The organism is Bradyrhizobium nivariense, assembly GCF_029846695.2.
In the GTDB taxonomy this organism is placed as follows: domain Bacteria; phylum Pseudomonadota; class Alphaproteobacteria; order Rhizobiales; family Xanthobacteraceae; genus Bradyrhizobium.
This window is the reverse complement of record NZ_JARWCR020000052.1, coordinates 1-21,590: the sequence shown is the minus strand read 5'-3', so window position 1 is coordinate 21,590 and position 21,590 is coordinate 1. Positions and strand designations below refer to the sequence as shown.

Sequence of the window (21,590 nt, the reverse complement as noted above, 5' to 3'; positions counted from 1 at the left end):
GCTTCAGTCCAGGCCCAGCGCCCTGCGGGACTTCCGCGTGAGCCTCGCCACGATCAGCGCGTGCGCCTGCGCCAGATAGGTGGTGAGCTCGGCGTCTGACAGAGCGTTGTTGCTGGCAAGCTGCACCCATTTGGCGCGCGCCAGATACGGCGCCCGCCGCGCCAAGCCGTGCTCGATCAGCATGGCATAGGCCATGTTCGAGACCTTGAACATGTAGCCGCCGGAGCGCGCGGCAAAGCCGCCGCCGAGCGCGAACATCTTGCCGCCGACCTTGAACACGGAGGTGCCCTCCCACTGCACCACCTTGGTGACGGCGGGCAGGCGCAGGCAGCGGGTTTCGAAGGTTTTGGGAGTCATCGCTAGAGCGATAGCACGGCGCACGCGGCTTGCAACGGGGCACGAACCCGCAGCCCGGGTGAGCGAAGCGATACCCGGGAAAGCTCGTGGCGGGAATCCCGGATGTCGCTTCGCTCATCCGGGCTACAAGACCTTGCGTTGCCCGAGAGGCAAAACAACCATCCATTGGTCGATGCCGGCCATCAAAAATATTCCACTTTACCGAAATTCGGAAACGGCGTATGTGTCGCCGCAACCCGGCCCAAGGAAGAGGGGCGTATCGCGATCGTCACGAACGCGGGCCGGGCGGCGGTGGACGCTGATAACATCGGCGCGAATGGTTTCGCAGGGCGGGCAACCGTGAGCGGAGTCACCGCGCACACGACCGGTGTGATCGGCGTACGGCAAAATCGTGTGGTCCTGACGCCCCGGGGTCTGTGCGTCAAGTCTTGCGGTGATGTGGCGGCCCGACCGGGCGCGCGCATCAGTCATCTGCACGGCGACGGGGGCAATAGTGCATCGCTCCCCGGGGAGAGCACGACATAAGCCGTAAAACCACTGCGCAGGGAAGGCCGGGCTGTCCTGGCTTCACCTGTATGCCGCTGTGCAAATTTCTGACTGCAACTTCGCACAGTGGACCGCGGGTGCCAGCCGGCGCCCGGCCTTCCCTGCGCCCTTTCATTTCAGAGGGCAAGGCGACGAAGCAAAGCTCGGGCGAACACGCCGCGAGGATGCGATCCCATGTCAGTTATTCAACAACAGTCTCGTGCCCCGGACGCAGCGCAGCGCCCCTTGGCGGTGCGCTGCAGAGCCGGGGCCCATGCAACAGCGATCCGTGTGGCATCTTGGGTCCCGGCTCTGCGCAGCAACGCCACAAGCGCGTTTACGCGCGTCTTCGACGCGCTATGGAGGCATTGCAGCGCGTCCGGGACACGAGAGTGAGGAGCGCCGTTACTCCACACTCGCTATGACAGGGATGATGCAGTTGCGCGCCTCTTTGTGAGTTGTGCCCGCGCCGCGGACCGTTACCATGCGCCGGCTGCCGTGGAACACGGGAGCCGACATTGTGACCGGGAGGCGACATGAGTGCGCAGGAACGCAAAGCAAAGGGATCGGACCTGTTTGTCGCGGCACTGGAGAACGAAGGTGTCGGCCGCATCTTCGGCGTGCCCGGCGAGGAGAATCTCGACGTGGTCGAATCGCTCCGCACCTCCAGGATCGAACTGATCCTGACCCGCCACGAGCAGGCCGCCGCCTTCATGGCCGCGACGCACGGGCGGCTGACCGGCAAGCCCGGAGTTTGTCTTTCGACGCTCGGCCCGGGCGCGCTCAATCTGTCGACGGGCGCGGCGTATGCGCATCTTGGCGCGATGCCGATGATCTTGATCACCGGCCAGAAGCCGATCATGAGCAGCCGGCAGGCACGTTTCCAGATCGTCGACGTGGTTGCCACCATGAAGCCGTTGACGAAACTGTCGCGGCAGATCATCAGCGCCTCCAGCATCCCGACCGTGGTCCGCGACGCGTTTCGCGTGGCGATGGAGGAGCGGCCGGGGCCGGTACATCTCGAACTGCCCGAGGACATCGCGGGCGATGAAGTGCCTGATGTCCCGGTGATCCCGGTTCATCCGATCGAGATCCCGGTCGCCCATCGCGCGGCGCTCGACCGCGCCGCCGAGATGATTTTGGCCGCGAAGCATCCGCTGGTGATGATGGGCGCTGCGACCAGCCGGCCGCGCGCGACCCACGGCATCGCGAGCTTCGTGCGGCGGACCGGCATTCCGTTCTTCACCACGCAGATGGGGAAGGGCACGGTGCCCGGCGGCACCAATCTCTACATGGGCACCGCCGCGCTGTCCGAGCGCGACTACGTCCACGACGCGATCGACGCCGCCGATCTGATCGTCGCGATCGGCCACGACCCGATCGAGAAGCCGCCCTTCATCATGGGCCCGTCGGGCCCGAAGGTGATTCACGTCAGCTACACGCCGGCCAGCGTCGAGCTGGTCTATTTCCCCGATGCGGAAGTCGTCGGCGATGTCGGCCCGAGCCTGGAACTGCTCGCAGACCGGCTCGAAGGCAAGCTGCCGCGAGCTGCCGCGCTGCTGCCGCTGCGCGAAAAGATCCTCAGCCGGATCGCCGACCGCGCCACCGAAGCGCGCTGGCCGCCGACGCCGCAACGCATCGTGCACGACATCCGGCAGGTCATTCCGGAGAACGGCATCGTCGCGCTCGACAACGGCATGTACAAGATCTGGTTCGCCCGCAACTACCGCACCCGCGTCGCCAACACGTTGCTGCTCGACAACGCGCTGGCGACGATGGGCGCCGGCCTGCCGTCGGCGATGATGGCCGCGATGCTCTATCCGGACCGCCGCGTGCTCGCGGTCGCCGGCGATGGCGGCTTCATGATGAACAGCCAGGAGATGGAGACCGCCGTCCGCCTCAAGCTCAATCTGGTCGTGCTGGTGCTCGAGGACAACGCCTACGGCATGATCCGCTGGAAGCAGGCCGTCGATCACTTCGCCGATTTCGGCATGACCTTTGGCAATCCGGACTTTGTCCTGTACGCGCAGGCCTATGGAGCGAAGGGACATCGGATCGACAGCATCGACAGTTTTGCTCCGACGCTGGATGCCGCCTTCAAGGAGGGCGGCGTGCATCTGGTCGTGATTCCGATCGATTATTCGGAGAATGTGCGTGTGCTCGTTGACGAACTGCGGGCGCGGGGGAAGCAACAGGGATAGTTTGATGCAGAGCTGTTCCCGCATCGTCATTGCGAGCGCAGCGAAGCATTCCAGAATCTTTCCGCGGAGGGACTCTGGATTGCTTCGCTGCGCTCGCAATGACGGAATTCACCACAAAGACCACGCACCAACACTATAACCCGTACTTGTGCCGCGATCACCGACCACCGACATTCACAACAATCATCCAACCAACCACAGGAATAAGAAATGACTCGCGTTCGCTGTATCACCGAGATGGGCATGGGCGTCGACGTCCACGGCAAGGACGCCACCAAGGCTGCAAAGCGCGCGGTGTCGGATGCGATCCGGCATTCGAGCCTGGGCTTCTTCCGGATGATCGGCAAGACCGCGAACGACATGTTCGTCGATGTCACGATCGCGGTGCCAAATCCGGAAAGCGTGGACAAGGAAGCCGTCGCCAAGGAGCTTCCTTACGGCACGGTGACCGTCAACGCGGTCAAGGGTGGGCTGGAGATTCCCTCGGCCCCGGAACAGGGCAACGACCCCATCCTCATCGCCAATGCCGCCGTTATCGTCAGCTTCGACAAGGACTAGGCCGGTGTCCGACAGCAATTTGGCGCTGCTGGATCGTCCGATCTGGAGCGCGTTGACGACGAGCCAGAAGCATCTGGCGGAAGGCGGTGCGCGGGCGCTGCGCTATCCCGTGGACATGACGCCGTTTGCCGACATGGCCGACATGTCGGCGACAAGTTTTGACGCGCTCGGCGATCTCATGTCGGGGTCCCAAGTTGCCGCGCTATTCACGCCGGAGGCGGTCGACGTTCCCGCCGGCTTCAAGGTCGTGCTCGCCGAGACCGGCGAGCAGATGATCGGGTCGCCTGCCGACTGTCCGCTTCGCGATGCCGAGATCGTCACGTTGGGTGCCGCCGACGTTCCCGCGATGATGGCGCTGACGGAGCTGACGAAGCCCGGCCCGTTCGCCGCGCGGACCCGCGAGCTCGGCACCTTCCTCGGCATCCGCGCCGATGGCGAATTGGTCGCGATGGCCGGCGAGCGGATGAAGCCCGGCAATTTTACCGAGATGACGGCCGTCTGCGTGCATCCCGAACATCGCGGTCGCGGCTATGCGCAGGCGCTGCTTGCGGCGATCGCGCGCCAGATCGAGGCGCGTGATGAAATTCCGTTCCTGCACGTGTTTTCGAGCAACGCATCGGCGATTGCGCTGTACCAGCGGCAGGGGATGGCAATCCGCCGCCGCCTGCACGTCACGGCGCTGATAAAGCAGGAGTGAGCTGCGCCGTTCGGACGGGCTTCATATCCGGCGAATTCCCGCTATATCCATCCCAACCATAATCGGGGAAACACATGGACGCCAGAACACCTGATTTTTCCGCCGTGCGGACGGCGATACAGTGTTACGTCGATCAGGAGATCATTCCGGGCGCATCCTGGGCGGTGCTGCGCGGCCGCGAGGTCGTCGATCAGCAATGCGTCGGCTTCGCCGATCGTGAGGCGAAGACGGCGCTCCAGCCCGACCACATTTTTCGCGCGTTTTCCAATACCAAGATCTTCGTCACCTGCGCGGTCTTGCTGCTGGTCGAGGAAGGCCGCATCGGGCTCGACGACGTTGTCGAGAAATTCCTGCCGCAACTCGGCGATCGCAAGGTGCTGAAGCCGGGCGCTTTGAGCCTTGCCGACGTCGAGCCGGCGAAGAGCCCGATCACGATCCGGCAGCTTCTGACCCATACGGCCGGCCTCAGCTACGGCATCTTCGATGCCGGCTCGGTGCTGTTCAAAGGCTATAACGAGGCGGGCGTTCTCAATCCCTTGACGCCGCTGACCGGCATGATCGACCAGCTTGCCGATCTGCCGCTATCCTATCATCCCGGCTCGTCCTGGGAATATTCGGTTGCGACCGACGTGCTCGGGCGTGTCGTGGAGGTCGTCTCCGGCAAGCCGCTCGACACCGTCCTCAAGGAGCGCATCTTCGACCCGCTCGGCATGACCGACACCGGCTTCCACGTGCCGGACGCGCAGCAGGGCCGGCTGGTCGCGCTGTACAATGGCGCCGACGTGCTGGACCCGATGAAGCCCGGCCTCACGCGGGCCGACCATCTGCCTTATCCGCAGGCTTATCGGCGGGCGCTGCCGCGGCTGTCGGGCGGCGGCGGTCTGGTCTCGACCTTGCCCGACATGCTCGCTCTGGTACGCGCGCTGCTGCCCGGCTCGGATGCGCTGCTGAAGCCGGACACGCTGCGGCAGATGATGACGAACCAGTTGCCCGCCGGCCAGACCATCCGCTTCGCCAATCTCGGGCCGATCCCCGGCAAGGGTTTTGGCCTCGGCGGCGCCGTCACCTTCGCGCCGACGCCGTTCGATCCGGCAAATTCGACCGGCGAATTCCAGTGGGGTGGCCTCGCCGGCACCCATTGGTGGATCTGCCCGCAAGCCAACACGGCCGGCGTCCTGATGGCCCAGCGCTACATGGGCTTCTGGAATCCGTTCTTCTTCGAGTTCAAGCGTCTGGCCTATCAGGCCGTCGGAGGCTGATCGCGAAAAAATTGCACGTCCCCGCGAATCCTTTTGGGTCATCGCGCCCTCTTGATGATCGAGGCATTTTGCTTCGGCTCATCTCGGAGGATGCGATGGCATTTTACAGGAAGAACATCGGCGGCCTGCATCCGGTCGTGCGGATTGCGTCAGGCGTCGCGGTGGCGGTCGCCTCATTCGTCTATCTCACCGGCGCCGCGGCGTGGCTGGTAGCGCTCGGCGGCGCCGGCTTCGCGCTGACCGGCCTGGTCGGCTACTGTCCGATGTGCGCGATGGCCGGCATCGGAAAGGGAGGCGCGTCGTGAGCGCCGCCGTAATCTCGCCAAACCTGTTCGAGGCCGCGCGCCTCGGCGATCCCCAGGCGATCGCGTCTCTGCTGGAGACGGCGCAGCCGGACATCCGCCGCTATGCCCGCGCCACCTGCCGCAGTTCGGCGGATGCCGAGGATGCGACGCAGGAAGCGCTGTGGATCCTGTTTCGCCATGTCGGCACGATCCGCTCGTGGCTCGCGTTTTCGGCCTGGCTGTTCAGCGTGGTCCGCCGCGAATGCCTGCGGCTCGCCCGCAAGGCAGGCTTCGCCCCGGCGATCGACGGCGGGGAGGCGGAGGCGCTGCTGCTGTCGCGCCCCGAAGCCGATTTGCGGCTCGACGTTGCGGCGGCCTTCGAGGCGCTGCCGCCGCACTACCGCGATGTCGCGCTGATGCGCGACGTCAAGGAAATGACCATCGACGAAATCGCCGTCGCACTCGGTGCGACCCGGCAGACCGTGAAGGCACGCCTGCATCGCGCCCGCGCCCTGATGCGCGAATATCTGACGAGATGAGCCATGACCGATTATCAAAGCCCTGACGATCTGAAATCGATCCCGGCCTTCGTGGCGCTCGCGCCGGTCGAGGCCAACGCGTTCCTTGCGTTCAACCACGCGGTCGAGCGCAAGGACGGGGTGATCCCGCCAAAATACCGCGAGCTGATCTCGCTCGCGGTCGCGCTCACCACGCAATGCGCCTATTGCCTCGACGTGCACACGGCGCAGGCGGCGAAGGCCGGCGCAACGCGCGAGGAAGTCGCGGAAACCGCGTTGGTTGCGGCGGCGGTTCGCGCCGGCGGCACGCTCGGCCATGCGCTGTTGGCGCAGCGCCTGTTCGAGCGACATCGGGGCGAGACCACGGGATGAACGAGCATGGGCCGGTGGCTGGATCGTACGCGTGAACAACTATCTCGGCCTCGACGGATTTCGCTTCGGCTGGGTCGCAGCCTGGATCGACGAGCGCGGCGATCACGGCTTCGATTATTCGCCGGGTCTCGCGCGGCTGCTCGCGATGCCGCATGCACGCGCGATGATCGACATGCCGATCGGCTTGAACACAAGCGGGTATCGCATCTGCGATTTGCGCGCACGCGAGCTGGTCGGTCCCGCCGTGTTTCTCGGTGCGCGCCGCGACCTCTGGAAATTCGCCGACATGGCCGCGGCCAATCGCCACTATTGGGAGCGCGAAGGCAAGGGCAGGGGCGTATCGGCGCAGCTCTGGAATATCAGGGACAAGATCAGGGACGTCGACGAGATCATGACGCCGGCGCGGCAGGCCATGATCGGCGAAGCGCATCCGGAATTGATTTTCTGGAATCTCGCAGGGCGGGTCCGGCTTGTGAAGAAATCATCCGCGGAAGGCCGTGAGCAGCGCGTCGCGCTCCTCGCGCAACGCGGCTTCACGCGCCTGACGAAATGGTTGACCCGACGTCACGGCACCGGCATCGGCCGCGACGATCTTATCGACGCCTGTGCGTGCGCCGTCGCTGCACGCGACAGCACGCAACGTGTCGGCGGGGAGGAGGACCCGCGCGGACTGCGGATGGAGATCAACTATTGAGGCGGGCGGCCGGCTCACCAGTCGGGAAAAAGCGGCAATTTATTTGAAGCGTGCAGGAACTGTCGATGGTCGGCCCGCGTTCCCCGAGCGAACGATTCAGAGAAGCTCGTGCGATGAATGATACCAGTCAATTCGCGACCGCGCTGCTCGCGCTTATTTTCATCGGAGCGCTGCTCGTCACCGGGCAGCTCTTCATCGAGCAGCGCGCACAGCGCGATATGACTTACGCCACCAGCCATTTGCTACGGCCATTGTGACCTGATCCCGGTGCGGGAAGATGATCTGACCGCTCGACCTTGCGTTGTTCGGCCGCTCGCCTAGATTAGGCGGCATCCCATGAACGAAGCCGGGGTCCGATGTCCGATCTGTCCGCCTTTCCCATCACCAAACGCTGGCCGGCCAAGCACCCGGAGTTGCTTCAGCTCTATTCGCTGCCGACGCCGAACGGCGTCAAGGTCTCGATCATGCTGGAAGAGATCGGGCTTCCTTACGAAGTCCATCTGGTCGATTTCGGCAAGGACGACCAGAAGACGGCGGAATTCCTCTCGCTCAATCCGAACGGCAAGATCCCGGCGATCCTCGATCCCAACGGCCCCGGCGGCGGGCCGCTGCCGCTGTTCGAGTCCGGGGCGATCCTGCAATATCTCGCGGAGAAGACCGGCAAGCTGCTGCCGCAGGATGCGGCGCGCCGTTACCAGACCATCCAGTGGCTGCATTTCCAGATGGGCGGCATCGGGCCAATGTTCGGCCAGGTCGGCTTTTTCCACAAATTCGCCGGCAAGGATTTTGAGGACAAGCGGCCGCTCGAGCGCTACGTGGGCGAGGCCAAGCGCCTGCTCGGGGTGATGGAAATGCATCTTGCCGGCCGACAATGGTTCATGGATGACGACTACACCATCGCCGACATCTCCATGCTCGGCTGGGTGCGCAACCTTGTCGGTTTCTACGGCGCCGGCGATCTCGTCGAGTTCAGCCGGTTCAAATCGGTGGGCGCCTGGCTCGAACGCGGCCTCGCGCGTCCGGCCGTGCAGAGCGGCCTGAACATTCCGAAGCGGCCGTAAGCTAGGTCAACGCCTTATGCGACATATAGATCGCCATCAGCGAGATGAGCCCTATCATGACCGCGCGCAGCACCGATTTGCTGACGCCATTGGCCGCGCGTGCACCGAGATCGGTGCCGACCCAGAGGCCGGCAAGAATGCCGATAATGGCCGGCCAGCCCACCATGAGGCCGTTGCTCCAGTAGATCCAGGCCGCCGGAATATTGGTCGGGATGACCGAGAAGACGAGGCTGACGAGCTGCGCCTGATGCTGAGGCACGCGCAGGCCTGCGGCGAGGCCGACGGTGATCGCGAGCCCGCCGCCGATGCCCATGAAGCCGGAGGAGAATCCGGCAAGTGTGCCGATGCAGAGCAGGGGCAGCGACGGCAGCTTGCCTCGGTCGCCGGTCTCGCTGCTCTTATCCTCGCGGTCGCGGCGCAGGATCAGGATAGCGATCAGCGCGACGAGATAGACGACATAGGTCCATTGCAGGACCGAGTCGGAGGCGGCGGCCGCAGCGTAACCGCCGCCGGCGCCGCCGAGAAGAAATCCGATGCCGATCCAGACGATCCACGGCAAGGGGCTGCGATTGCCGCTCTGCCAGTAGCGGCGAACGCCGGCAAGTCCCGTCGGAGGCACCTGCGTGATCAGCGATGTGCCCTGGGCGACGTGCTGCTCCGCTCCGAGCAGCAGCACGCAGAAGATGACGAGGCCGCCACCCGGGCTCGTGCCCATGAAGCCCGATGTCAGCCCGCCGATAAGACCGACGCCGGCGCCGGCCAGAAGCTCGTGAATCCAGGACATCGATTACGTCCTGGTTCGTCGCTTGACATCAGGCCTGGCCGTGCGAAATCCGTCGATCACGCCGGCCACAGCCGCCATGCAGGCCTCGACGTCGAAATCCTCGCCCCAGCATTTTTGCAGGACAAAGCCCTGGAATATCGCGATCAGCACGCGCGCGATCGCTTCCGCGCCGAGGTCGCGCTTGATGAGGCCGTCGTGCTGGCCGCGCTCGACCAGCGCCACGATCAGAGCGCGCGGCATGTCGATGCCTTCGACGACGCTGGTGCGGACGCGGCGGTTGCGCAGGGCCTCGGCCCAGCCATGGATGCCGACACGGCGGCGCGCTTCGCCGGCGGGGTCGATGAGCCATTGCGCGTAGACGCGAACCAATGCGTGAAGTCCTTCGATCGGATCGCCCGATCCTTGCGCGATCGAGTTGAGTACGGCTTCGCGGCGATGCCGGTCGTCGGCCAGCGCCTCGATCAGATCGTCCTTGCTCTGGAAGTAGAGGTAGACCGCCCCGTGGCTCAGCCCCGACCGTTTGACGATGTCGGCCATCCCGGTCTGGTGAAAACCGTCCTCGGCGAAGCAGGCGAGGGCGGCTTCGAGGATCTGCTGCCGCCGGCCTTCGCGTTGCTTGTCGCTGATCTTGGGCATCCGGGTCGTCCATAAATAACTGACAGGTCGATCGTTTTAGCCGCCCGCAAGGATAAGCCTCAACAGTGCCGATCAAGATAAAAAACGATCAGTCAGTCATTTTTATTATCGAAGGCGATCCGCGTCAAGCCCGGACGGCCCGGAGCCGGGAAACAGGAGGGTTAAATCGGTTAGGGGGCGCCGGCGGTGGCCAGGGCCCGGCCCTCGATCGCGCGCTGTTAGAACAGCCGTCCGCCGTTCGGCACGGGCTTGCTCGGCTGCACCAGCACGACCTTGCCGTCGGCATCGGGGAAACCGAGGGTCAGCACCTCCGAGACGACCGGGCCGATCTGGCGCGGCGGGAAATTGACGACCGCCGCGACCTGTTGCCCCACCAGCGTTTCAAGCGGATGGTTTTCGGTGATCTGCGCCGAGCTCTTGCGCACGCCGATCGCGGGACCGAAATCGATCCACAGCCGCCAGGCCGGCTTGCGCGCCTCCGGGAACGGTTTTGCATCGACGATGGTGCCGACACGGATATCGACCGCGAGGAAGCTGTTGAAGTCGATGGTCGGCGATGAGGTCGCGGCTGGATCGTGGGTGACGTGCATGGAGTGTCCGTTCGGAGAGCTGGCGTCGTTCGCAATATTGTCGCGCGAACCGGAGTTGCGTACAACGCCTTGGGATCACGATACGACGCATGCGCGAGGAACGTCTTGCCCAACATCATCTACGGCATCAAGAACTGCGACACCATGAAGAAGGCGCGGGCCTGGCTCGATACCCATGGCGTCGCCTACGCATTTCACGACTACAAGACGGCGGGGGTGGAGAAGGACAAGCTCAAGCAGTGGAGCGACAAGGTCGGCTGGGAGACGCTGCTCAATCGCGCCGGGACGACCTTCAAGAAGCTCCCCGATGCCGACAAGGAAGGCTTGAGCGAGAAGAAGGCGCTGGCATTGATGCTAGCGCAACCATCGATGATCAAACGGCCGGTGCTGGAAGTTGGCGGCAAGCTGCTGGTCGGCTTCAAGCCGGACATCTATGCCAAGGAAGCCACGACCAAGGAAGCCGGCGCCAAGGAAGCCGGCGCCAAGGAAGCCGGCGCCAAGTCGCGCTGACTGCTAGTTCAGCTCGATGACCTCGGTGGTGACGCCGGGGCCCGGCTGGTCCCCGAACTCGACCAGTTCAGCGGGCGCGATACGGCCCGGGGGGCGATGAAACAGGTCGCGGTCGATCACCGCGCGCAATCTCGGGCGCGGCAGCGTGTCATTTCCGCGCATCAGATTCTTGATCTCGAAGCCGCCGTCCTCGCAGAAGGTCTTGAGCGATGCGACGATGTGACAGATCTTGCCGTCGGTCTGGAACGGCAGCAGCAAGCGCTCATAGGCGACGATGTGCCCGTAGATGTCGTCGACGTCGGCAACGCTGTAGACCGGCAGCCCGCGCGCCACGCATTCATGATAGACAGGCATCACCAAAGGCACCAGGCGCGGCCCGATATAGTCGTCGAGCAGAACGCCCTTGCCCGTGTGTCCATAGGCGCGCGAGATGCGCGTACCCTCGCTCTGGATGGTCAAACGCGGCGTCGGCGTCGAAATGTCGACCGTATAATAGATGAGATCGGACAGCTCTTCCTCGAGCCGCGCGGGTTGATACTCCCAGATCGGCGGGGCCATCTGCTCGCGCGCATAAAGTCGCAGCCACGTGTTCAGGAGATCACGCTGCTTGATGGACTTGACCACAGAAGGAGCGGCGCTTGCAAAATTCAAAACAATAATCCCGGCGATAAAACCCGCACATGTTCCTCGCTGCGGGAAAATTTTCTATGAAGGCTGGCGCGCGGGACGAAAGACCGTTAACGACGGCTTGACAACCGGTGCCTTGCGAACCGGGAGGCCGGGCAGGCGACATCGAAACACGTCCGACTAAGGGAGCATAAGTCTCCCGGCCGGAGGCCTGATCTGCTCAGCTTTCCGCCTTGCCTAACCCCCGTCACCTCCGGCATATTCCGCGCCCGGAGGCTGCATTCCGGGAAGGCTTCAAGGTCCCCGGAAAGCCGAAGTAAACTAAGGACAGCCACGCGTATTGCGCGGCAGGGGGAAAACTGTTTGGCCGATGAGTTCATTCTCGAAACGGAAGGCTTGACCAAGGAGTTCGCGGGCTTCTTCGCCGTCCGCGACGTTGCGCTCAAGGTTCGCCGTGGCAGCATTCACGCGTTGATCGGCCCCAACGGCGCCGGCAAGACGACGTGCTTCAATCTCTTGACCAAGTTCCTCAAACCGTCTGCCGGCAAAATCCTGTACAAGGGGCAGGACATCACCGCGATGGCGCCCGCCGACGTGGCGCGCATGGGGCTGGTTCGTTCGTTCCAGATCTCGGCGGTATTTCCGCATCTCACCGCGCTGGAAAACGTCCGCGTCGCGCTTCAGCGCCAGCACGGCAGTTCCTTCGATTTCTGGCGCTCCAAGTCCGTGCTCAACCAATTCAACGATCGCGCGCGCGAGCTGTTGAACGATGTCGGCCTCAGCGAGTTTGCCAATACGCCCGCGGTCGAGATGCCCTACGGGCGCAAACGCGCGCTTGAGATCGCAACCACGCTCGCGCTCGACCCCGAGATGATGCTGCTGGACGAGCCGATGGCCGGCATGGGCCACGAGGACATCGACAAGATCGCGGCGCTGATCAAGCGTATCTCCGCGAAATATACCATCCTGATGGTCGAGCATAATCTGAGCGTCGTGGCCAATCTCTCCGACATCATCACCGTGTTGACGCGCGGGCAGGTGCTCGCGCAAGGCCATTACAGCGAACTCACCAAGGACGAACGCGTCAAGGAAGCCTATCTGGGAGCTGGTCATGGCTGAGACTGCGATTGCCGAGGCCCCGGCAAAGGCCGCAAGCGGCGGCAACATCCTTCAGGTCCGCAACCTGGAGGCCTGGTACGGCGAGTCCCACATCCTGCACGGGATCAATTTCGACGTGAACGCCGGCGAGGTCGTTACCCTGCTCGGGCGCAACGGCGCCGGCAAGACCACCACGCTGAAGTCGATCATGGGCATCATCGGCAAGCGTACCGGCTCGGTGAAGTTCAACAACCAGGACATCATCCGCACGAGCTCGGACAAGATCGCGCGGATGGGCATCGCGTTCTGTCCGGAAGAGCGGGGAATTTTCTCCAGTCTCGATGTGCGGGAGAACCTGCTGCTGCCGCCGGTGGTGCGTCCCGGCGGTTTGCCGCTCGAACAGATCTTCGATCTGTTTCCGAACCTGAAGGAACGGCTCAACAGCCAGGGAACCAAGCTCTCCGGCGGCGAGCAGCAGATGCTCGCGATCGCGCGCATCCTGCGCACCGGCGCGAACTTCCTGATGCTGGACGAGCCGACCGAGGGTCTCGCGCCCGTCATCATCCAGCAGATCGGCCACACCATTGCGCGGCTCAAGAAGGAGGGCTTTACGATCCTCCTGGTCGAGCAGAACTTCCGGTTCGCATCCACCGTCGCCGACCGCTATTACGTGGTCGAGCACGGCAAGATCATTGACGGATTTTCCAATGCGGAGCTTGCCGCCAACATGGACAAGCTCCACACCTATCTCGGCGTCTAAAGCATGATCCGGAAAAGTGTCCCGCGGTTTTCCGAAAAGATCATGCTCAAACAAAAGAACTGCCAACAAAAAGATTCATAGGGAAGTAGCATGATGACAAAGTCGATCGCGTCGTTTCTGCTCGGCACGGCGTTGGCCGTGACCACCGCTGGTGCAGCCTTCGCGCAGGACAAGACCGTCAAGATCGGTGCGCTGTCCGATCAGTCCGGGCTCTATGCCGACCTCGGCGGACCGGGCTCGACGCTCGCCGCGCAGATGGCCATTGAAGATTCCGGCCTGGCAGCGAAGGGCTGGAAGATCGACATCATCTCGGGCGATCACCAGAACAAGCCCGACATCGGCACCGCGATCGCGCGGCAATGGTTCGACGTCGACAAGGTCGACATCATCGTCGACGTGCCGAATTCCGGCGTGGCGCTCGCCGTCAACAACATCGTCAAGGAGAAGAACGGCGTCTACATCAATTCGGGTGCGGCGACTTCGGACCTCACCAACGCGCAGTGTTCGCCCAACACGGTGCACTGGACCTACGACACCTACATGCTGGCCCACACCACCGGCCAGGCGCTGGTGAAGGCCGGTGGCGACACCTGGTTCTTCCTGACCGCGGACTACGCCTTCGGCGCGGCGCTGGAGCGCGACACCACTTCGGTCATCACCGCCAATGGCGGCAAGGTGATCGGCGGCGTCAAGCACCCGCTGAACACGCCGGACTTCTCGTCCTTCCTGCTCCAGGCGCAGGCCTCCAAGGCCAAGGTCATCGGCCTTGCCAATGCCGGCGGCGACACCACCAACACGATCAAGCAGGCGGCCGAGTTCGGCATCGTCAAGGGCGGCCAGAAGCTCGCGGCGCTGCTGTTGTTCCTCACCGACGTCAAGGCGATCGGGCTCGAGACCGCGCAGGGCCTCAACTTCACCGAGACCTTCTACTGGGACATGAACGACCAGACCCGGGCGTTCTCCAAGCGCTTCGCCGAGAAGATGAAGAACAATGCGCCGCCGACCATGGTGCAGGCCGGCGTCTACGCGGGCGTGCGTCACTATTTCAAGGCGCTGGAAGCGCTCGGCGGCAACCCGCATGACGGCGCCAAGGTCGTCGAGAAGATGAAGTCGATGCCGACGGAAGACGATCTGTTCGGCAAGGGCGAGATTCAGCCCAACGGCCGCACCATCCACAATGCCTATCTGTTCGAGGTGAAGAAGCCCTCCGAGTCCAAGGGACCGTGGGACTTCTACAAGCTGGTCGGCACGGTGTCGGGCGACCAGGCCTTCACGCCGCTGTCCGAGAGCAAGTGCGCGCTCTTGAAGAAGTAAGATAACCGCCCGCAGGCCATCAGGCCCGCGGGCGACTTTCAGGGAACGCCGAAGGGACCGGGTGCGGGATCGATGCAGGCTCTTTACGCTCAGCTACTGGTGGGATTGATCAACGGCTCGTTCTACGCGCTGCTCAGTCTCGGGCTCGCCGTGATCTTCGGCATGCTCAACATCATCAATTTCGCCCATGGCGCGCTCTACATGATGGGCGCGTTCGTCGCCTATTTCCTGCTCAACAATGATTATCTCAGCATTGGCTATTGGCCGGCGTTGATTGTCGCGCCGATTGTCGTCGGCATTTTCGGCATGATCCTGGAACGGACCATGCTGCAATGGCTGACCGGGCTGGATCATCTCTACGGTCTGCTCCTGACCTTCGGCATTGCGCTGATCGTGCAGGGCGTGTTCCAGAACTACTTCGGCTCCTCTGGCATGCCTTACGCCATTCCGGACCAGCTCAAGGGCGGCATGAATCTCGGCTTCATGTTCCTGCCCATCTATCGCGGCTGGGTCGTCATCTTCTCCCTGGTGGTCTGCATCGCGACCTGGTTCCTGATCGAGAAGACGCGGCTCGGCGCCTATTTGCGCGCCGCCACCGAAAACCCGACGCTGGTGCGCGCCTTCGGCGTCAACGTGCCGCGCATGATCACGCTGACCTACGGCCTCGGTGTCGGCCTTGCCGCGCTCGCCGGCGTGCTGTCGGCGCCGATCAACCAGGTGCGGCCGCTGATGGGGGCCGACCTCATCATCGTGGTGTTCGCGGTGGTCGTGATCGGCGGCATGGGATCGATCATGGGCTCCATCATCACCGGCTTCGCGCTCGGTGTGATCGAGGGCATGACCAAGTATTTCTACCCCGAGGCCTCCAACACCGTCGTGTTCGTGCTGATGGTGCTGGTGCTTTTGGTGAAGCCAACGGGATTGACGGGAAGGGCGGCCTGATATGACAGCCTTGACGGACGACACGCTGCCGGTAGCCCCGCGCGCGATCCGCGACGAGATGATCGTGTTCGTGGTGATGGCGCTGCTGCTGGCTTCGGTGCCATTCACCGGCATCTATCCGTTCTTCGTGATGCAGGCGCTGTGCTTCGCGCTGCTGGCCTGCGCCTTCAATCTTCTGATCGGCTATGGCGGCTTGCTGTCGTTCGGCCACGCGATGTTCCTGGGGACGGCCGGCTATTGCTCTGCGCACGCGTTGAAGGTGTGGGGGCTGCCGCCGGAGCTTGGCATCCTCGTCGGTGTCGCCGGGGCCTTGGTCCTCTCGATCGTGACCGGTTACATCTCGATCCGCCGCCAGGGCATCTATTTCTCGATGATCACGCTGGCGCTGTCTCAGCTGCTCTACTTTCTCTATTTGCAGACCCCATTCACCCACGGCGAGGATGGCATTCAGGGCATTCCGCAGGGGCACTTGTTCGGCGTCTTCGATATGACCAAGCCGACCGTGCTCTACTATGTCGTGCTCGTCGGCTTCCTCGCCGGCTTCCTGCTGATCTACCGCATCATCAATTCGCCGTTCGGCGAGGTGCTGAAGGCGATCCGCGAGAACGAGCCGCGCGCGATCTCGCTGGGCTACCGCACCGATCAGTACAAGTTCCTGGCTTTCGTCCTGTCCGGCACGCTGGCGGGCTTTGCCGGATCGCTGAAGGTATTCGTGGCGCAGAACGCCTCGCTCACCGACGTGCACTGGTCGATGTCGGGCGAGGTGGTGCTGATGACGCTGGTCGGCGGTCTCGGCACCGTCTTCGGCCCTGTGGTCGGCGCCTTCGCGATCATCGCCATGCAGCAATATCTGGCGGGGTTCGGCCAATGGGTGACGGTGATCCAGGGCTCGATCTTCGTGATCTGCGTGCTCACCTTCCGCCGTGGCGTCATCGGCGAAATCGCGCATTACCTCCGACGCTCGCTCTAAGGTGTTGATTTAAAGCCAATTTACTCATGGTGTGAAAGCGGTGGATGACCCGGCTCCGCGGGCGTGAGGTGGCACGCGCGTGGATCGAAAATGGTCTATGACAGTTTTATGACGGCCCGCTTGGGCCAGGCCATTTTCCAACCGGTAGTCTCTCTCCCATGATGCGATTGTTTCGCGCTTTCCTGCCCAAGGAAGAACGGTTCTTCGACCTGTTCGACCGCCACGCCAAGACCGTGATCCAGGGCTCGATCGCGCTCCAGAGCATGCTCAACGGGGGCGAGGAGACGCCCAGCGCGTCAACCAGTTCGAGAACGATGCCGACAACATCACCCGTGAGGTGCTGACGGCGGTGCGCCGCACCTTCATCACCCCGTTCGACCGTGGCGACATCAAGAACCTGATCACCTCGATGGACGACGCCATCGACCAGATGCAGCAGACCGCCAAGGCCGTGATGCTGTTCGAGGTCCGCACCTTCGAGCCGCCGATGCGGGAGATCGGCGGGCTTCTGATCGAATGCGCCAATCTGGTCGGTCGTGCGCTGCCGCTGATGCAGAAGATCGGTCAGAACGTGGCCATGCTGACCGCGATCACCGAAGAGCTGGGCAAGCTGGAAGGCCGGGTCGACGATCTCCATGATATCGGGCTGAGGGAACTGTTCCTCAAGCATCGCGACGGCAACGCGATGGATTTCATCGTCGGCGCGGAGATCTACGACCACCTCGAGAAAGTCGCCGACCGCTTCGACGACGTCGCGAACGAGATCAACAGCATCGTCATCGAGCAAGTTTAGGGCAGGGGCCGCGCCGTGGATGTTGCGTTGGGTCTTCCCGTCCTGGTCGGACTGATCGCCGTCGCGCTGCTGTTCGACTTCCTGAACGGCCTGCACGACGCCGCCAATTCGATCGCGACCATCGTCTCGACCCGCGTGCTGCGGCCGCAATTCGCGGTGCTCTGGGCCGCCTTCTTCAATTTCGTCGCCTTCATGGTGTTCGGGCTGCACGTCGCCCAGACCATCGGCACCGGCATCATCGATCCCTCGATCGTGGATGCTCAGGTGATCTTCGCGGCTCTCGTCGGCGCCATCGTCTGGAACCTCGTGACCTGGGCGCTCGGCATCCCATCGTCCTCGTCTCACGCATTGATCGGCGGCTTATTTGGTGCCGGCGTGGCCAAAGCCGGCCTGTCGGCGGCGGTCTGGAGTGGATTGTCCAAGACGGTGATCGCAATCGTGCTGTCTCCGCTGGTCGGCTTCCTGCTCGCGATGGTACTGGTTGCGATCGTCTCCTGGGCTTCGGTGCGCTCCACGCCCTTTGCCGTCGATCGCGCCTTCCGCATCCTGCAATTTGCCTCCGCCTCGCTCTATTCGCTCGGACATGGCGGCAACGACGCGCAGAAGACCATGGGCATCATCGCCGTGCTGCTCTATTCGCAGGGCCATCTCGGCAGCGAATTCTCCGTCCCGTTCTGGGTGGTGCTCTCCTGCCAGGCTGCCATGGCAATGGGCACGCTGATGGGCGGCTGGCGCATCGTCCGCACCATGGGCCTGCGCATCACCAAGCTGACCCCGATGCAGGGTTTTTGCGCCGAGACCGGCGGTGCCGCGACATTGTTCATGGCGACCTTCCTCGGAGTTCCCGTCTCGACGACCCATACCATCACCGGCGCGATCGTCGGCGTTGGCGCCGCCCGCCGCCTCTCGGCGGTGAGATGGAACGTCGCCAGCTCGATCGTCTATGCCTGGGTGATCACGATGCCGGCCTCGGCGATCGTTGCCGCGCTCACCTGGTGGGCGGTCAAGATTTTCGTCAAGTAACGAGCTTCAGCCCGACAATTCCGGCGACGATCAGTCCGATGCTGGCGAGGCGGAACGCGGTGGCCGGCTCGCCGAACAGGATGATGCCGAGCGTCGCGGTGCCGACCGCGCCAATCCCGGTCCAGACCGCGTAAGCGGTTCCAATCGGAAGCGATTTGAGGGCGAGCCCGAGCAGGACGATGCTGCCGGCCATGGCGCCCAGCGTGAGGACCGATGGAACGAGCTTGGTGAACCCCTCGGTATATTTGAGGCCGATCGCCCAGGAGATCTCCAGCAGACCGGCGACGAACAGGATGCTCCAGGCCATGACGACCCTCCATTCAAGGCAGGGTCGTCCCCGCGACTGGCGTGCTGATGGGCAGGAAGGCCGTCCTTCCCATGCCCGATCCCGAGCCCGATATGGGGCTGGCCGGAAGCCTCCACAATCATCAAATGAGGCTTGATCAGGCTCATTTTCCCTGCCAAACGCTGCCGCAATGTCCGACATCGCCACCCCAGCCGAATCGACGGCCCGTTCCCCGCTTGCCGCTGAAGTGTCGCGGCGGCGCACCTTTGCGATCATCTCGCATCCGGACGCCGGCAAGACCACGCTGACCGAAAAGCTGCTGCTGTTCGGCGGCGCCATCAATCTGGCCGGTCAGGTCAAGGCCAAGGGCGAGCGGCGCAATACCCGCTCGGACTGGATGAAGATCGAGCGCGAGCGCGGCATCTCGGTCGTGACCTCGGTCATGACCTTCGAGTTCGAGGGCCTCGTGTTCAACCTCTTGGACACGCCGGGCCACGAGGACTTTTCGGAAGACACCTATCGCACGCTCACGGCGGTCGATTCCGCCGTGATGGTGATCGACGCCGCCAAGGGCATCGAGGCGCGCACCCGGAAGCTGTTCGAGGTGTGTCGTCTTCGAGACATCCCGATCATCACGTTCATCAACAAGATGGACCGCGAGAGCCGCGACGTCTTTGAGCTCCTCGACGAGATCGAGAAGACGCTGGCGCTCGATACCACGCCAATGACCTGGCCTGTCGGCCGCGGCCGCGAATTCCTCGGCACCTACGACGTCGTCAATGGCGGCGTGCGCCTGCTCGAAGGCGGCGGTGCCAAGACCGGCGCGGCGCAGCAGATCGAGATCGCCGAGCTCGCCAAGCTCAACGCCAATCTCGATGTGTCAGCGGTCAAGGACGAGCTTGAGCTCGTCACCGAGGCTTCAAAACCGTTCGAGCTCGAAGCGTTTCGCGAAGGCCATTTGACGCCGGTCTATTTCGGCAGCGCGCTGCGCAATTTCGGCGTCGGCGACCTGCTGCAAGGCCTCGGCAGGTTCGCGCCCGAGCCGCGCGCGCAGGAGAGCGACCAGCGCAGGGTCGAAGCCACCGATCCGCGCATGAGCGCTTTCGTGTTCAAGATCCAGGCCAACATGGATCCCAACCATCGCGACCGCATCGCCTTCGCCCGTCTGTGTTCCGGCAAACTGAGCCGCGGCATGAAGGCGAAGCTCGTGCGCACCGGCAAGAGCATGCCGCTGTCGAGCCCGCAATTCTTCTTCGCGCAGGACCGTTCGGTGGCGGACGAGGCCTTCGCCGGCGACGTCGTCGGCATTCCCAACCACGGCACGCTGCGGATCGGCGATACGCTGACCGAGGGCGAGGATTTCAACTTCGTCGGCGTGCCGAGCTTTGCGCCGGAAATCGTCCGCCGGGTGCGTCTCACCGACGCGATGAAGGCGAAGAAGCTGAAGGAAGCGCTTCAGCAGATGTCAGAAGAGGGCGTGGTGCAGGTGTTCCGCCCGCGCGACGGCGCGCCCGCGTTGGTCGGCGTCGTCGGCGCGCTCCAGCTCGACGTGCTCAAGGCGCGGCTGGAGGCGGAATATTCATTGCCGGTCGAATTCGAGGTCAGCGAGTTCCAGCTCGCGCGCTGGGTCTCCTCGGACGACCGCAAGAAGCTCGATACCTTCATCGCCGCCAACACCTCGAGCATCGCCGACGATGTCGACGGCGACCCCGTGTATCTGGCGAGGAACGAGTTCTATCTCGGCTACACCAGGGAACGTGCCGAGGGCATCGCGTTCACCAACGTCAAGGACGTCAAGAAGAAGGGCTAGGGCGAGTTTCTTCCCCCTTTGCTGTCATGCCCCGCGAAGGCGGGGCATCCAGTACGCCGCGGCCTCTCGGGTCGATCACGATCGCCTCTGGAATACTGGGTCGTCCGGTCAAGCCGGACGACGACACCGTGTGTACGCGCGAGCATGTGAACGCCTGCGGGCTTGACGGATTCTCTCACGGTGCCACGTTTTGGTCATGTGGCGCGGCATCCTTGTCCTAATCCTGCTCGCGATATCGACGGTCGCGGCCGACGCACGGCCTCGACATATCAACCCAATTCCGTTTTCGCATGAGCCGTGCAGCGTGCTCGACGGCGGGCCCTGTACGCCGTCCTATTGCAGCGTGCTCGAGCACGGCCCCTGCATTCCCGAGATCGACTATCCCTACGGGCAGAACCTCCAGCTCACGATCGTGAGCGAGCCGGCGGAGGCGGATCGCGCCAAATACCAGAAGCCCGATCACGATCTCGACACGATCGGCGACCTCTTCGCCGAGCTGCGCACCTGCTGGTCGCCGCCATCGGACAATGCGCGCGCGGGCATGCAGATGGCCGTGCGTTTCAGCTTCAACAAATCGGGCGGTCTGATCGGCCCGCCGCGCCTGACCTATGCGACCGCGGGCGTCCCGGCTGATATCCGCTCGACTTATCTCAACGCCATCAACGCATCGTTGAACGCCTGCCTGCCGCTGAAATTCACCGGAGGTCTCGGGGGCGCTTTGGCCGGGCGGCCGATTGCGATCCGGTACGTCGACAATCGGACCTTGGGAAAATAACCGCCGTGACATCTCCATCCCCTCATCCTGAGAGCTTGTGACGCATTTGGCGTTCTGCGGAGTTTTGGAGCGATGTGGCAAGTGCTCGTCGTGGCAAACGGCAGTTTGAGGCTCGAGTTTGTCGATGAACTCCCGCTTATGCGCTG

The 21,590-nt window shown here is 63.5% G+C and carries 26 protein-coding genes and 1 pseudogene; 20 read left to right on the top strand and 7 right to left on the bottom strand.

What is annotated here, in order from left to right:
* Positions 1 to 3: 3 nt before the first annotated feature.
* The gene (locus tag QCM77_RS31930) at positions 4 to 357 is read right to left on the bottom strand and encodes an MmcQ/YjbR family DNA-binding protein (protein ID WP_279666274.1); all 354 of its coding nucleotides are present in this window, start codon (positions 355 to 357) and stop codon (positions 4 to 6) included.
* A 102-nt stretch (positions 358 to 459) separates the two neighbouring features.
* Here QCM77_RS31930 and QCM77_RS31925 point away from each other — a divergent pair, with 102 nt between their 5' ends.
* The 9 genes from QCM77_RS31925 to QCM77_RS31885 all read left to right on the top strand — a co-directional run bounded on the left by QCM77_RS31925 (position 460) and on the right by QCM77_RS31885 (position 7,465).
* Positions 460 to 882, top strand: coding sequence for a hypothetical protein (locus QCM77_RS31925; protein WP_279666275.1), 423 nt, complete (start codon positions 460 to 462; stop codon positions 880 to 882).
* A gap of 536 nt (positions 883 to 1,418) precedes the next feature.
* On the top strand, positions 1,419 to 3,083 hold the full coding sequence (locus tag QCM77_RS31920) for an acetolactate synthase large subunit (RefSeq protein WP_279666276.1): 1,665 nt from the start codon (positions 1,419 to 1,421) through the stop codon (positions 3,081 to 3,083).
* A 210-nt stretch (positions 3,084 to 3,293) separates the two neighbouring features.
* Positions 3,294 to 3,641, top strand: a complete 348-nt coding sequence (locus QCM77_RS31915; RefSeq protein WP_279686179.1) for a Lin0512 family protein — start codon at positions 3,294 to 3,296, stop codon at positions 3,639 to 3,641.
* Positions 3,607 to 4,338 (top strand): GNAT family N-acetyltransferase, encoded by a 732-nt coding sequence (locus QCM77_RS31910; protein WP_462804358.1) that lies wholly within the window; start codon positions 3,607 to 3,609, stop codon positions 4,336 to 4,338. The genes QCM77_RS31915 and QCM77_RS31910 overlap by 35 nt, the downstream gene beginning before the upstream one ends.
* A 74-nt stretch (positions 4,339 to 4,412) precedes the next feature.
* A complete protein-coding gene (locus tag QCM77_RS31905; RefSeq protein WP_279686181.1) occupies positions 4,413 to 5,597 on the top strand; it encodes a serine hydrolase domain-containing protein in 1,185 nt (394 codons plus the stop codon).
* 95 nt (positions 5,598 to 5,692) lie between these two features.
* The gene (locus QCM77_RS31900; RefSeq protein ID WP_279666280.1) at positions 5,693 to 5,902 is read left to right on the top strand and encodes a YgaP family membrane protein; all 210 of its coding nucleotides are present in this window, start codon (positions 5,693 to 5,695) and stop codon (positions 5,900 to 5,902) included.
* Complete coding sequence (locus QCM77_RS31895) at positions 5,899 to 6,420, top strand: RNA polymerase sigma factor (protein WP_279666281.1); 522 nt, start codon at positions 5,899 to 5,901, stop codon at positions 6,418 to 6,420. Before QCM77_RS31900 ends, QCM77_RS31895 begins: the two co-directional genes overlap by 4 nt.
* A gap of 3 nt (positions 6,421 to 6,423) precedes the next feature.
* Complete coding sequence (locus tag QCM77_RS31890) at positions 6,424 to 6,771, top strand: carboxymuconolactone decarboxylase family protein (RefSeq protein WP_279666282.1); 348 nt, start codon at positions 6,424 to 6,426, stop codon at positions 6,769 to 6,771.
* A 31-nt stretch (positions 6,772 to 6,802) separates the two neighbouring features.
* Entirely contained in the window at positions 6,803 to 7,465 is a 663-nt protein-coding gene (locus QCM77_RS31885) for a DUF429 domain-containing protein (protein WP_279666283.1), read from the top strand.
* Positions 7,466 to 7,479: 14 nt separating this feature from the next.
* On the opposite strand, the gene QCM77_RS31880 is transcribed toward QCM77_RS31885, so the two are convergent.
* A complete protein-coding gene (locus tag QCM77_RS31880) occupies positions 7,480 to 7,704 on the bottom strand; it encodes a hypothetical protein (protein ID WP_279666284.1) in 225 nt (74 codons plus the stop codon).
* Between the two features lie 117 nt (positions 7,705 to 7,821).
* Here QCM77_RS31880 and QCM77_RS31875 point away from each other — a divergent pair, with 117 nt between their 5' ends.
* A complete protein-coding gene (locus QCM77_RS31875; protein WP_279666285.1) occupies positions 7,822 to 8,526 on the top strand; it encodes a glutathione S-transferase family protein in 705 nt (234 codons plus the stop codon).
* A gap of 1 nt (position 8,527) precedes the next feature.
* Here QCM77_RS31875 and QCM77_RS31870 read toward each other — a convergent pair whose 3' ends face one another.
* From QCM77_RS31870 to QCM77_RS31860, 3 genes are all read right to left on the bottom strand, one after another.
* On the bottom strand, positions 8,528 to 9,310 hold the full coding sequence (locus QCM77_RS31870) for a sulfite exporter TauE/SafE family protein (protein WP_279666287.1): 783 nt from the start codon (positions 9,308 to 9,310) through the stop codon (positions 8,528 to 8,530).
* A 3-nt stretch (positions 9,311 to 9,313) separates the two neighbouring features.
* On the bottom strand, positions 9,314 to 9,946 hold the full coding sequence (locus QCM77_RS31865; protein ID WP_279666289.1) for a TetR/AcrR family transcriptional regulator: 633 nt from the start codon (positions 9,944 to 9,946) through the stop codon (positions 9,314 to 9,316).
* A gap of 218 nt (positions 9,947 to 10,164) precedes the next feature.
* Positions 10,165 to 10,536, bottom strand: a complete 372-nt coding sequence (locus QCM77_RS31860; protein ID WP_279666290.1) for a tRNA-binding protein — start codon at positions 10,534 to 10,536, stop codon at positions 10,165 to 10,167.
* A gap of 105 nt (positions 10,537 to 10,641) precedes the next feature.
* Here QCM77_RS31860 and QCM77_RS31855 point away from each other — a divergent pair, with 105 nt between their 5' ends.
* Positions 10,642 to 11,046: an ArsC family reductase gene (locus QCM77_RS31855; RefSeq protein WP_279686182.1), complete on the top strand. Its 405-nt coding sequence runs from the start codon at positions 10,642 to 10,644 to the stop codon at positions 11,044 to 11,046.
* Positions 11,047 to 11,049: 3 nt separating this feature from the next.
* On the opposite strand, the gene QCM77_RS31850 is transcribed toward QCM77_RS31855, so the two are convergent.
* Positions 11,050 to 11,697 carry a hypothetical protein gene (locus tag QCM77_RS31850; protein ID WP_279666292.1) on the bottom strand — a complete coding sequence of 216 codons (648 nt, stop codon included), beginning with the start codon at positions 11,695 to 11,697 and terminating at the stop codon, positions 11,050 to 11,052.
* 339 nt (positions 11,698 to 12,036) lie between these two features.
* On the opposite strand from QCM77_RS31850, the gene QCM77_RS31845 reads away from it, so the two are divergent.
* The 7 genes and pseudogenes from QCM77_RS31845 to QCM77_RS31815 all read left to right on the top strand — a co-directional run bounded on the left by QCM77_RS31845 (position 12,037) and on the right by QCM77_RS31815 (position 18,573).
* Complete coding sequence (locus tag QCM77_RS31845) at positions 12,037 to 12,792, top strand: ABC transporter ATP-binding protein (protein WP_279666293.1); 756 nt, start codon at positions 12,037 to 12,039, stop codon at positions 12,790 to 12,792.
* Positions 12,785 to 13,531 carry an ABC transporter ATP-binding protein gene (locus tag QCM77_RS31840; RefSeq protein WP_279666294.1) on the top strand — a complete coding sequence of 249 codons (747 nt, stop codon included), beginning with the start codon at positions 12,785 to 12,787 and terminating at the stop codon, positions 13,529 to 13,531. The genes QCM77_RS31845 and QCM77_RS31840 overlap by 8 nt, the downstream gene beginning before the upstream one ends.
* 90 nt (positions 13,532 to 13,621) lie before the next feature.
* On the top strand, positions 13,622 to 14,845 hold the full coding sequence (locus QCM77_RS31835) for an ABC transporter substrate-binding protein (protein ID WP_279666295.1): 1,224 nt from the start codon (positions 13,622 to 13,624) through the stop codon (positions 14,843 to 14,845).
* Between the two features lie 72 nt (positions 14,846 to 14,917).
* The gene (locus QCM77_RS31830) at positions 14,918 to 15,787 is read left to right on the top strand and encodes a branched-chain amino acid ABC transporter permease (protein ID WP_279666296.1); all 870 of its coding nucleotides are present in this window, start codon (positions 14,918 to 14,920) and stop codon (positions 15,785 to 15,787) included.
* 1 nt (position 15,788) lies between these two features.
* Positions 15,789 to 16,757, top strand: a complete 969-nt coding sequence (locus tag QCM77_RS31825) for a branched-chain amino acid ABC transporter permease (RefSeq protein WP_279666297.1) — start codon at positions 15,789 to 15,791, stop codon at positions 16,755 to 16,757.
* A gap of 158 nt (positions 16,758 to 16,915) precedes the next feature.
* Positions 16,916 to 17,550: pseudogene (locus tag QCM77_RS31820) on the top strand (DUF47 domain-containing protein).
* Positions 17,551 to 17,565: 15 nt separating this feature from the next.
* The gene (locus tag QCM77_RS31815; protein ID WP_279666299.1) at positions 17,566 to 18,573 is read left to right on the top strand and encodes an inorganic phosphate transporter; all 1,008 of its coding nucleotides are present in this window, start codon (positions 17,566 to 17,568) and stop codon (positions 18,571 to 18,573) included.
* Here the strand turns inward: QCM77_RS31815 and sugE are convergent.
* Positions 18,566 to 18,880, bottom strand: coding sequence for a quaternary ammonium compound efflux SMR transporter SugE (sugE, locus tag QCM77_RS31810; protein WP_279666300.1), 315 nt, complete (start codon positions 18,878 to 18,880; stop codon positions 18,566 to 18,568). The two genes, QCM77_RS31815 and sugE, sit on opposite strands and share 8 nt — an antisense overlap.
* 169 nt (positions 18,881 to 19,049) lie before the next feature.
* On the opposite strand from sugE, the gene QCM77_RS31805 reads away from it, so the two are divergent.
* Both QCM77_RS31805 and QCM77_RS31800 read left to right on the top strand, forming a co-directional pair.
* Positions 19,050 to 20,669: a peptide chain release factor 3 gene (locus QCM77_RS31805; protein ID WP_279666301.1), complete on the top strand. Its 1,620-nt coding sequence runs from the start codon at positions 19,050 to 19,052 to the stop codon at positions 20,667 to 20,669.
* Positions 20,670 to 20,865: 196 nt separating this feature from the next.
* Positions 20,866 to 21,444 carry a UCP034077 family protein gene (locus QCM77_RS31800; protein WP_279666302.1) on the top strand — a complete coding sequence of 193 codons (579 nt, stop codon included), beginning with the start codon at positions 20,866 to 20,868 and terminating at the stop codon, positions 21,442 to 21,444.
* The last annotated feature ends 146 nt before the right edge of the window (positions 21,445 to 21,590 follow it).

Bases quoted from the DNA above. Each gene is read 5' to 3' on its own strand.
- QCM77_RS31930 (WP_279666274.1), bottom strand. From the start codon at position 357: ATGACTCCCAAAACCTTCGAAACCCGCTGCCTGCGCCTGCCCGCCGTC.
- QCM77_RS31925 (WP_279666275.1), top strand. From the start codon at position 460: ATGTCGCTTCGCTCATCCGGGCTACAAGACCTTGCGTTGCCCGAGAGG.
- QCM77_RS31920 (WP_279666276.1), top strand. From the start codon at position 1,419: ATGAGTGCGCAGGAACGCAAAGCAAAGGGATCGGACCTGTTTGTCGCG.
- QCM77_RS31915 (WP_279686179.1), top strand. From the start codon at position 3,294: ATGACTCGCGTTCGCTGTATCACCGAGATGGGCATGGGCGTCGACGTC.
- QCM77_RS31910 (WP_462804358.1), top strand. From the start codon at position 3,607: ATGCCGCCGTTATCGTCAGCTTCGACAAGGACTAGGCCGGTGTCCGAC.
- QCM77_RS31905 (WP_279686181.1), top strand. From the start codon at position 4,413: ATGGACGCCAGAACACCTGATTTTTCCGCCGTGCGGACGGCGATACAG.
- QCM77_RS31900 (WP_279666280.1), top strand. From the start codon at position 5,693: ATGGCATTTTACAGGAAGAACATCGGCGGCCTGCATCCGGTCGTGCGG.
- QCM77_RS31890 (WP_279666282.1), top strand. From the start codon at position 6,424: ATGACCGATTATCAAAGCCCTGACGATCTGAAATCGATCCCGGCCTTC.
- QCM77_RS31880 (WP_279666284.1), bottom strand. From the start codon at position 7,704: ATGGCTGGTGGCGTAAGTCATATCGCGCTGTGCGCGCTGCTCGATGAA.
- QCM77_RS31875 (WP_279666285.1), top strand. From the start codon at position 7,822: ATGTCCGATCTGTCCGCCTTTCCCATCACCAAACGCTGGCCGGCCAAG.
- QCM77_RS31870 (WP_279666287.1), bottom strand. From the start codon at position 9,310: ATGTCCTGGATTCACGAGCTTCTGGCCGGCGCCGGCGTCGGTCTTATC.
- QCM77_RS31865 (WP_279666289.1), bottom strand. From the start codon at position 9,946: ATGCCCAAGATCAGCGACAAGCAACGCGAAGGCCGGCGGCAGCAGATC.
- QCM77_RS31860 (WP_279666290.1), bottom strand. From the start codon at position 10,536: ATGCACGTCACCCACGATCCAGCCGCGACCTCATCGCCGACCATCGAC.
- QCM77_RS31840 (WP_279666294.1), top strand. From the start codon at position 12,785: ATGGCTGAGACTGCGATTGCCGAGGCCCCGGCAAAGGCCGCAAGCGGC.
- QCM77_RS31835 (WP_279666295.1), top strand. From the start codon at position 13,622: ATGATGACAAAGTCGATCGCGTCGTTTCTGCTCGGCACGGCGTTGGCC.
- QCM77_RS31830 (WP_279666296.1), top strand. From the start codon at position 14,918: ATGCAGGCTCTTTACGCTCAGCTACTGGTGGGATTGATCAACGGCTCG.
- QCM77_RS31825 (WP_279666297.1), top strand. From the start codon at position 15,789: ATGACAGCCTTGACGGACGACACGCTGCCGGTAGCCCCGCGCGCGATC.
- sugE (WP_279666300.1), bottom strand. From the start codon at position 18,880: ATGGCCTGGAGCATCCTGTTCGTCGCCGGTCTGCTGGAGATCTCCTGG.
- QCM77_RS31805 (WP_279666301.1), top strand. From the start codon at position 19,050: ATGTCCGACATCGCCACCCCAGCCGAATCGACGGCCCGTTCCCCGCTT.
- QCM77_RS31800 (WP_279666302.1), top strand. From the start codon at position 20,866: ATGTGGCGCGGCATCCTTGTCCTAATCCTGCTCGCGATATCGACGGTC.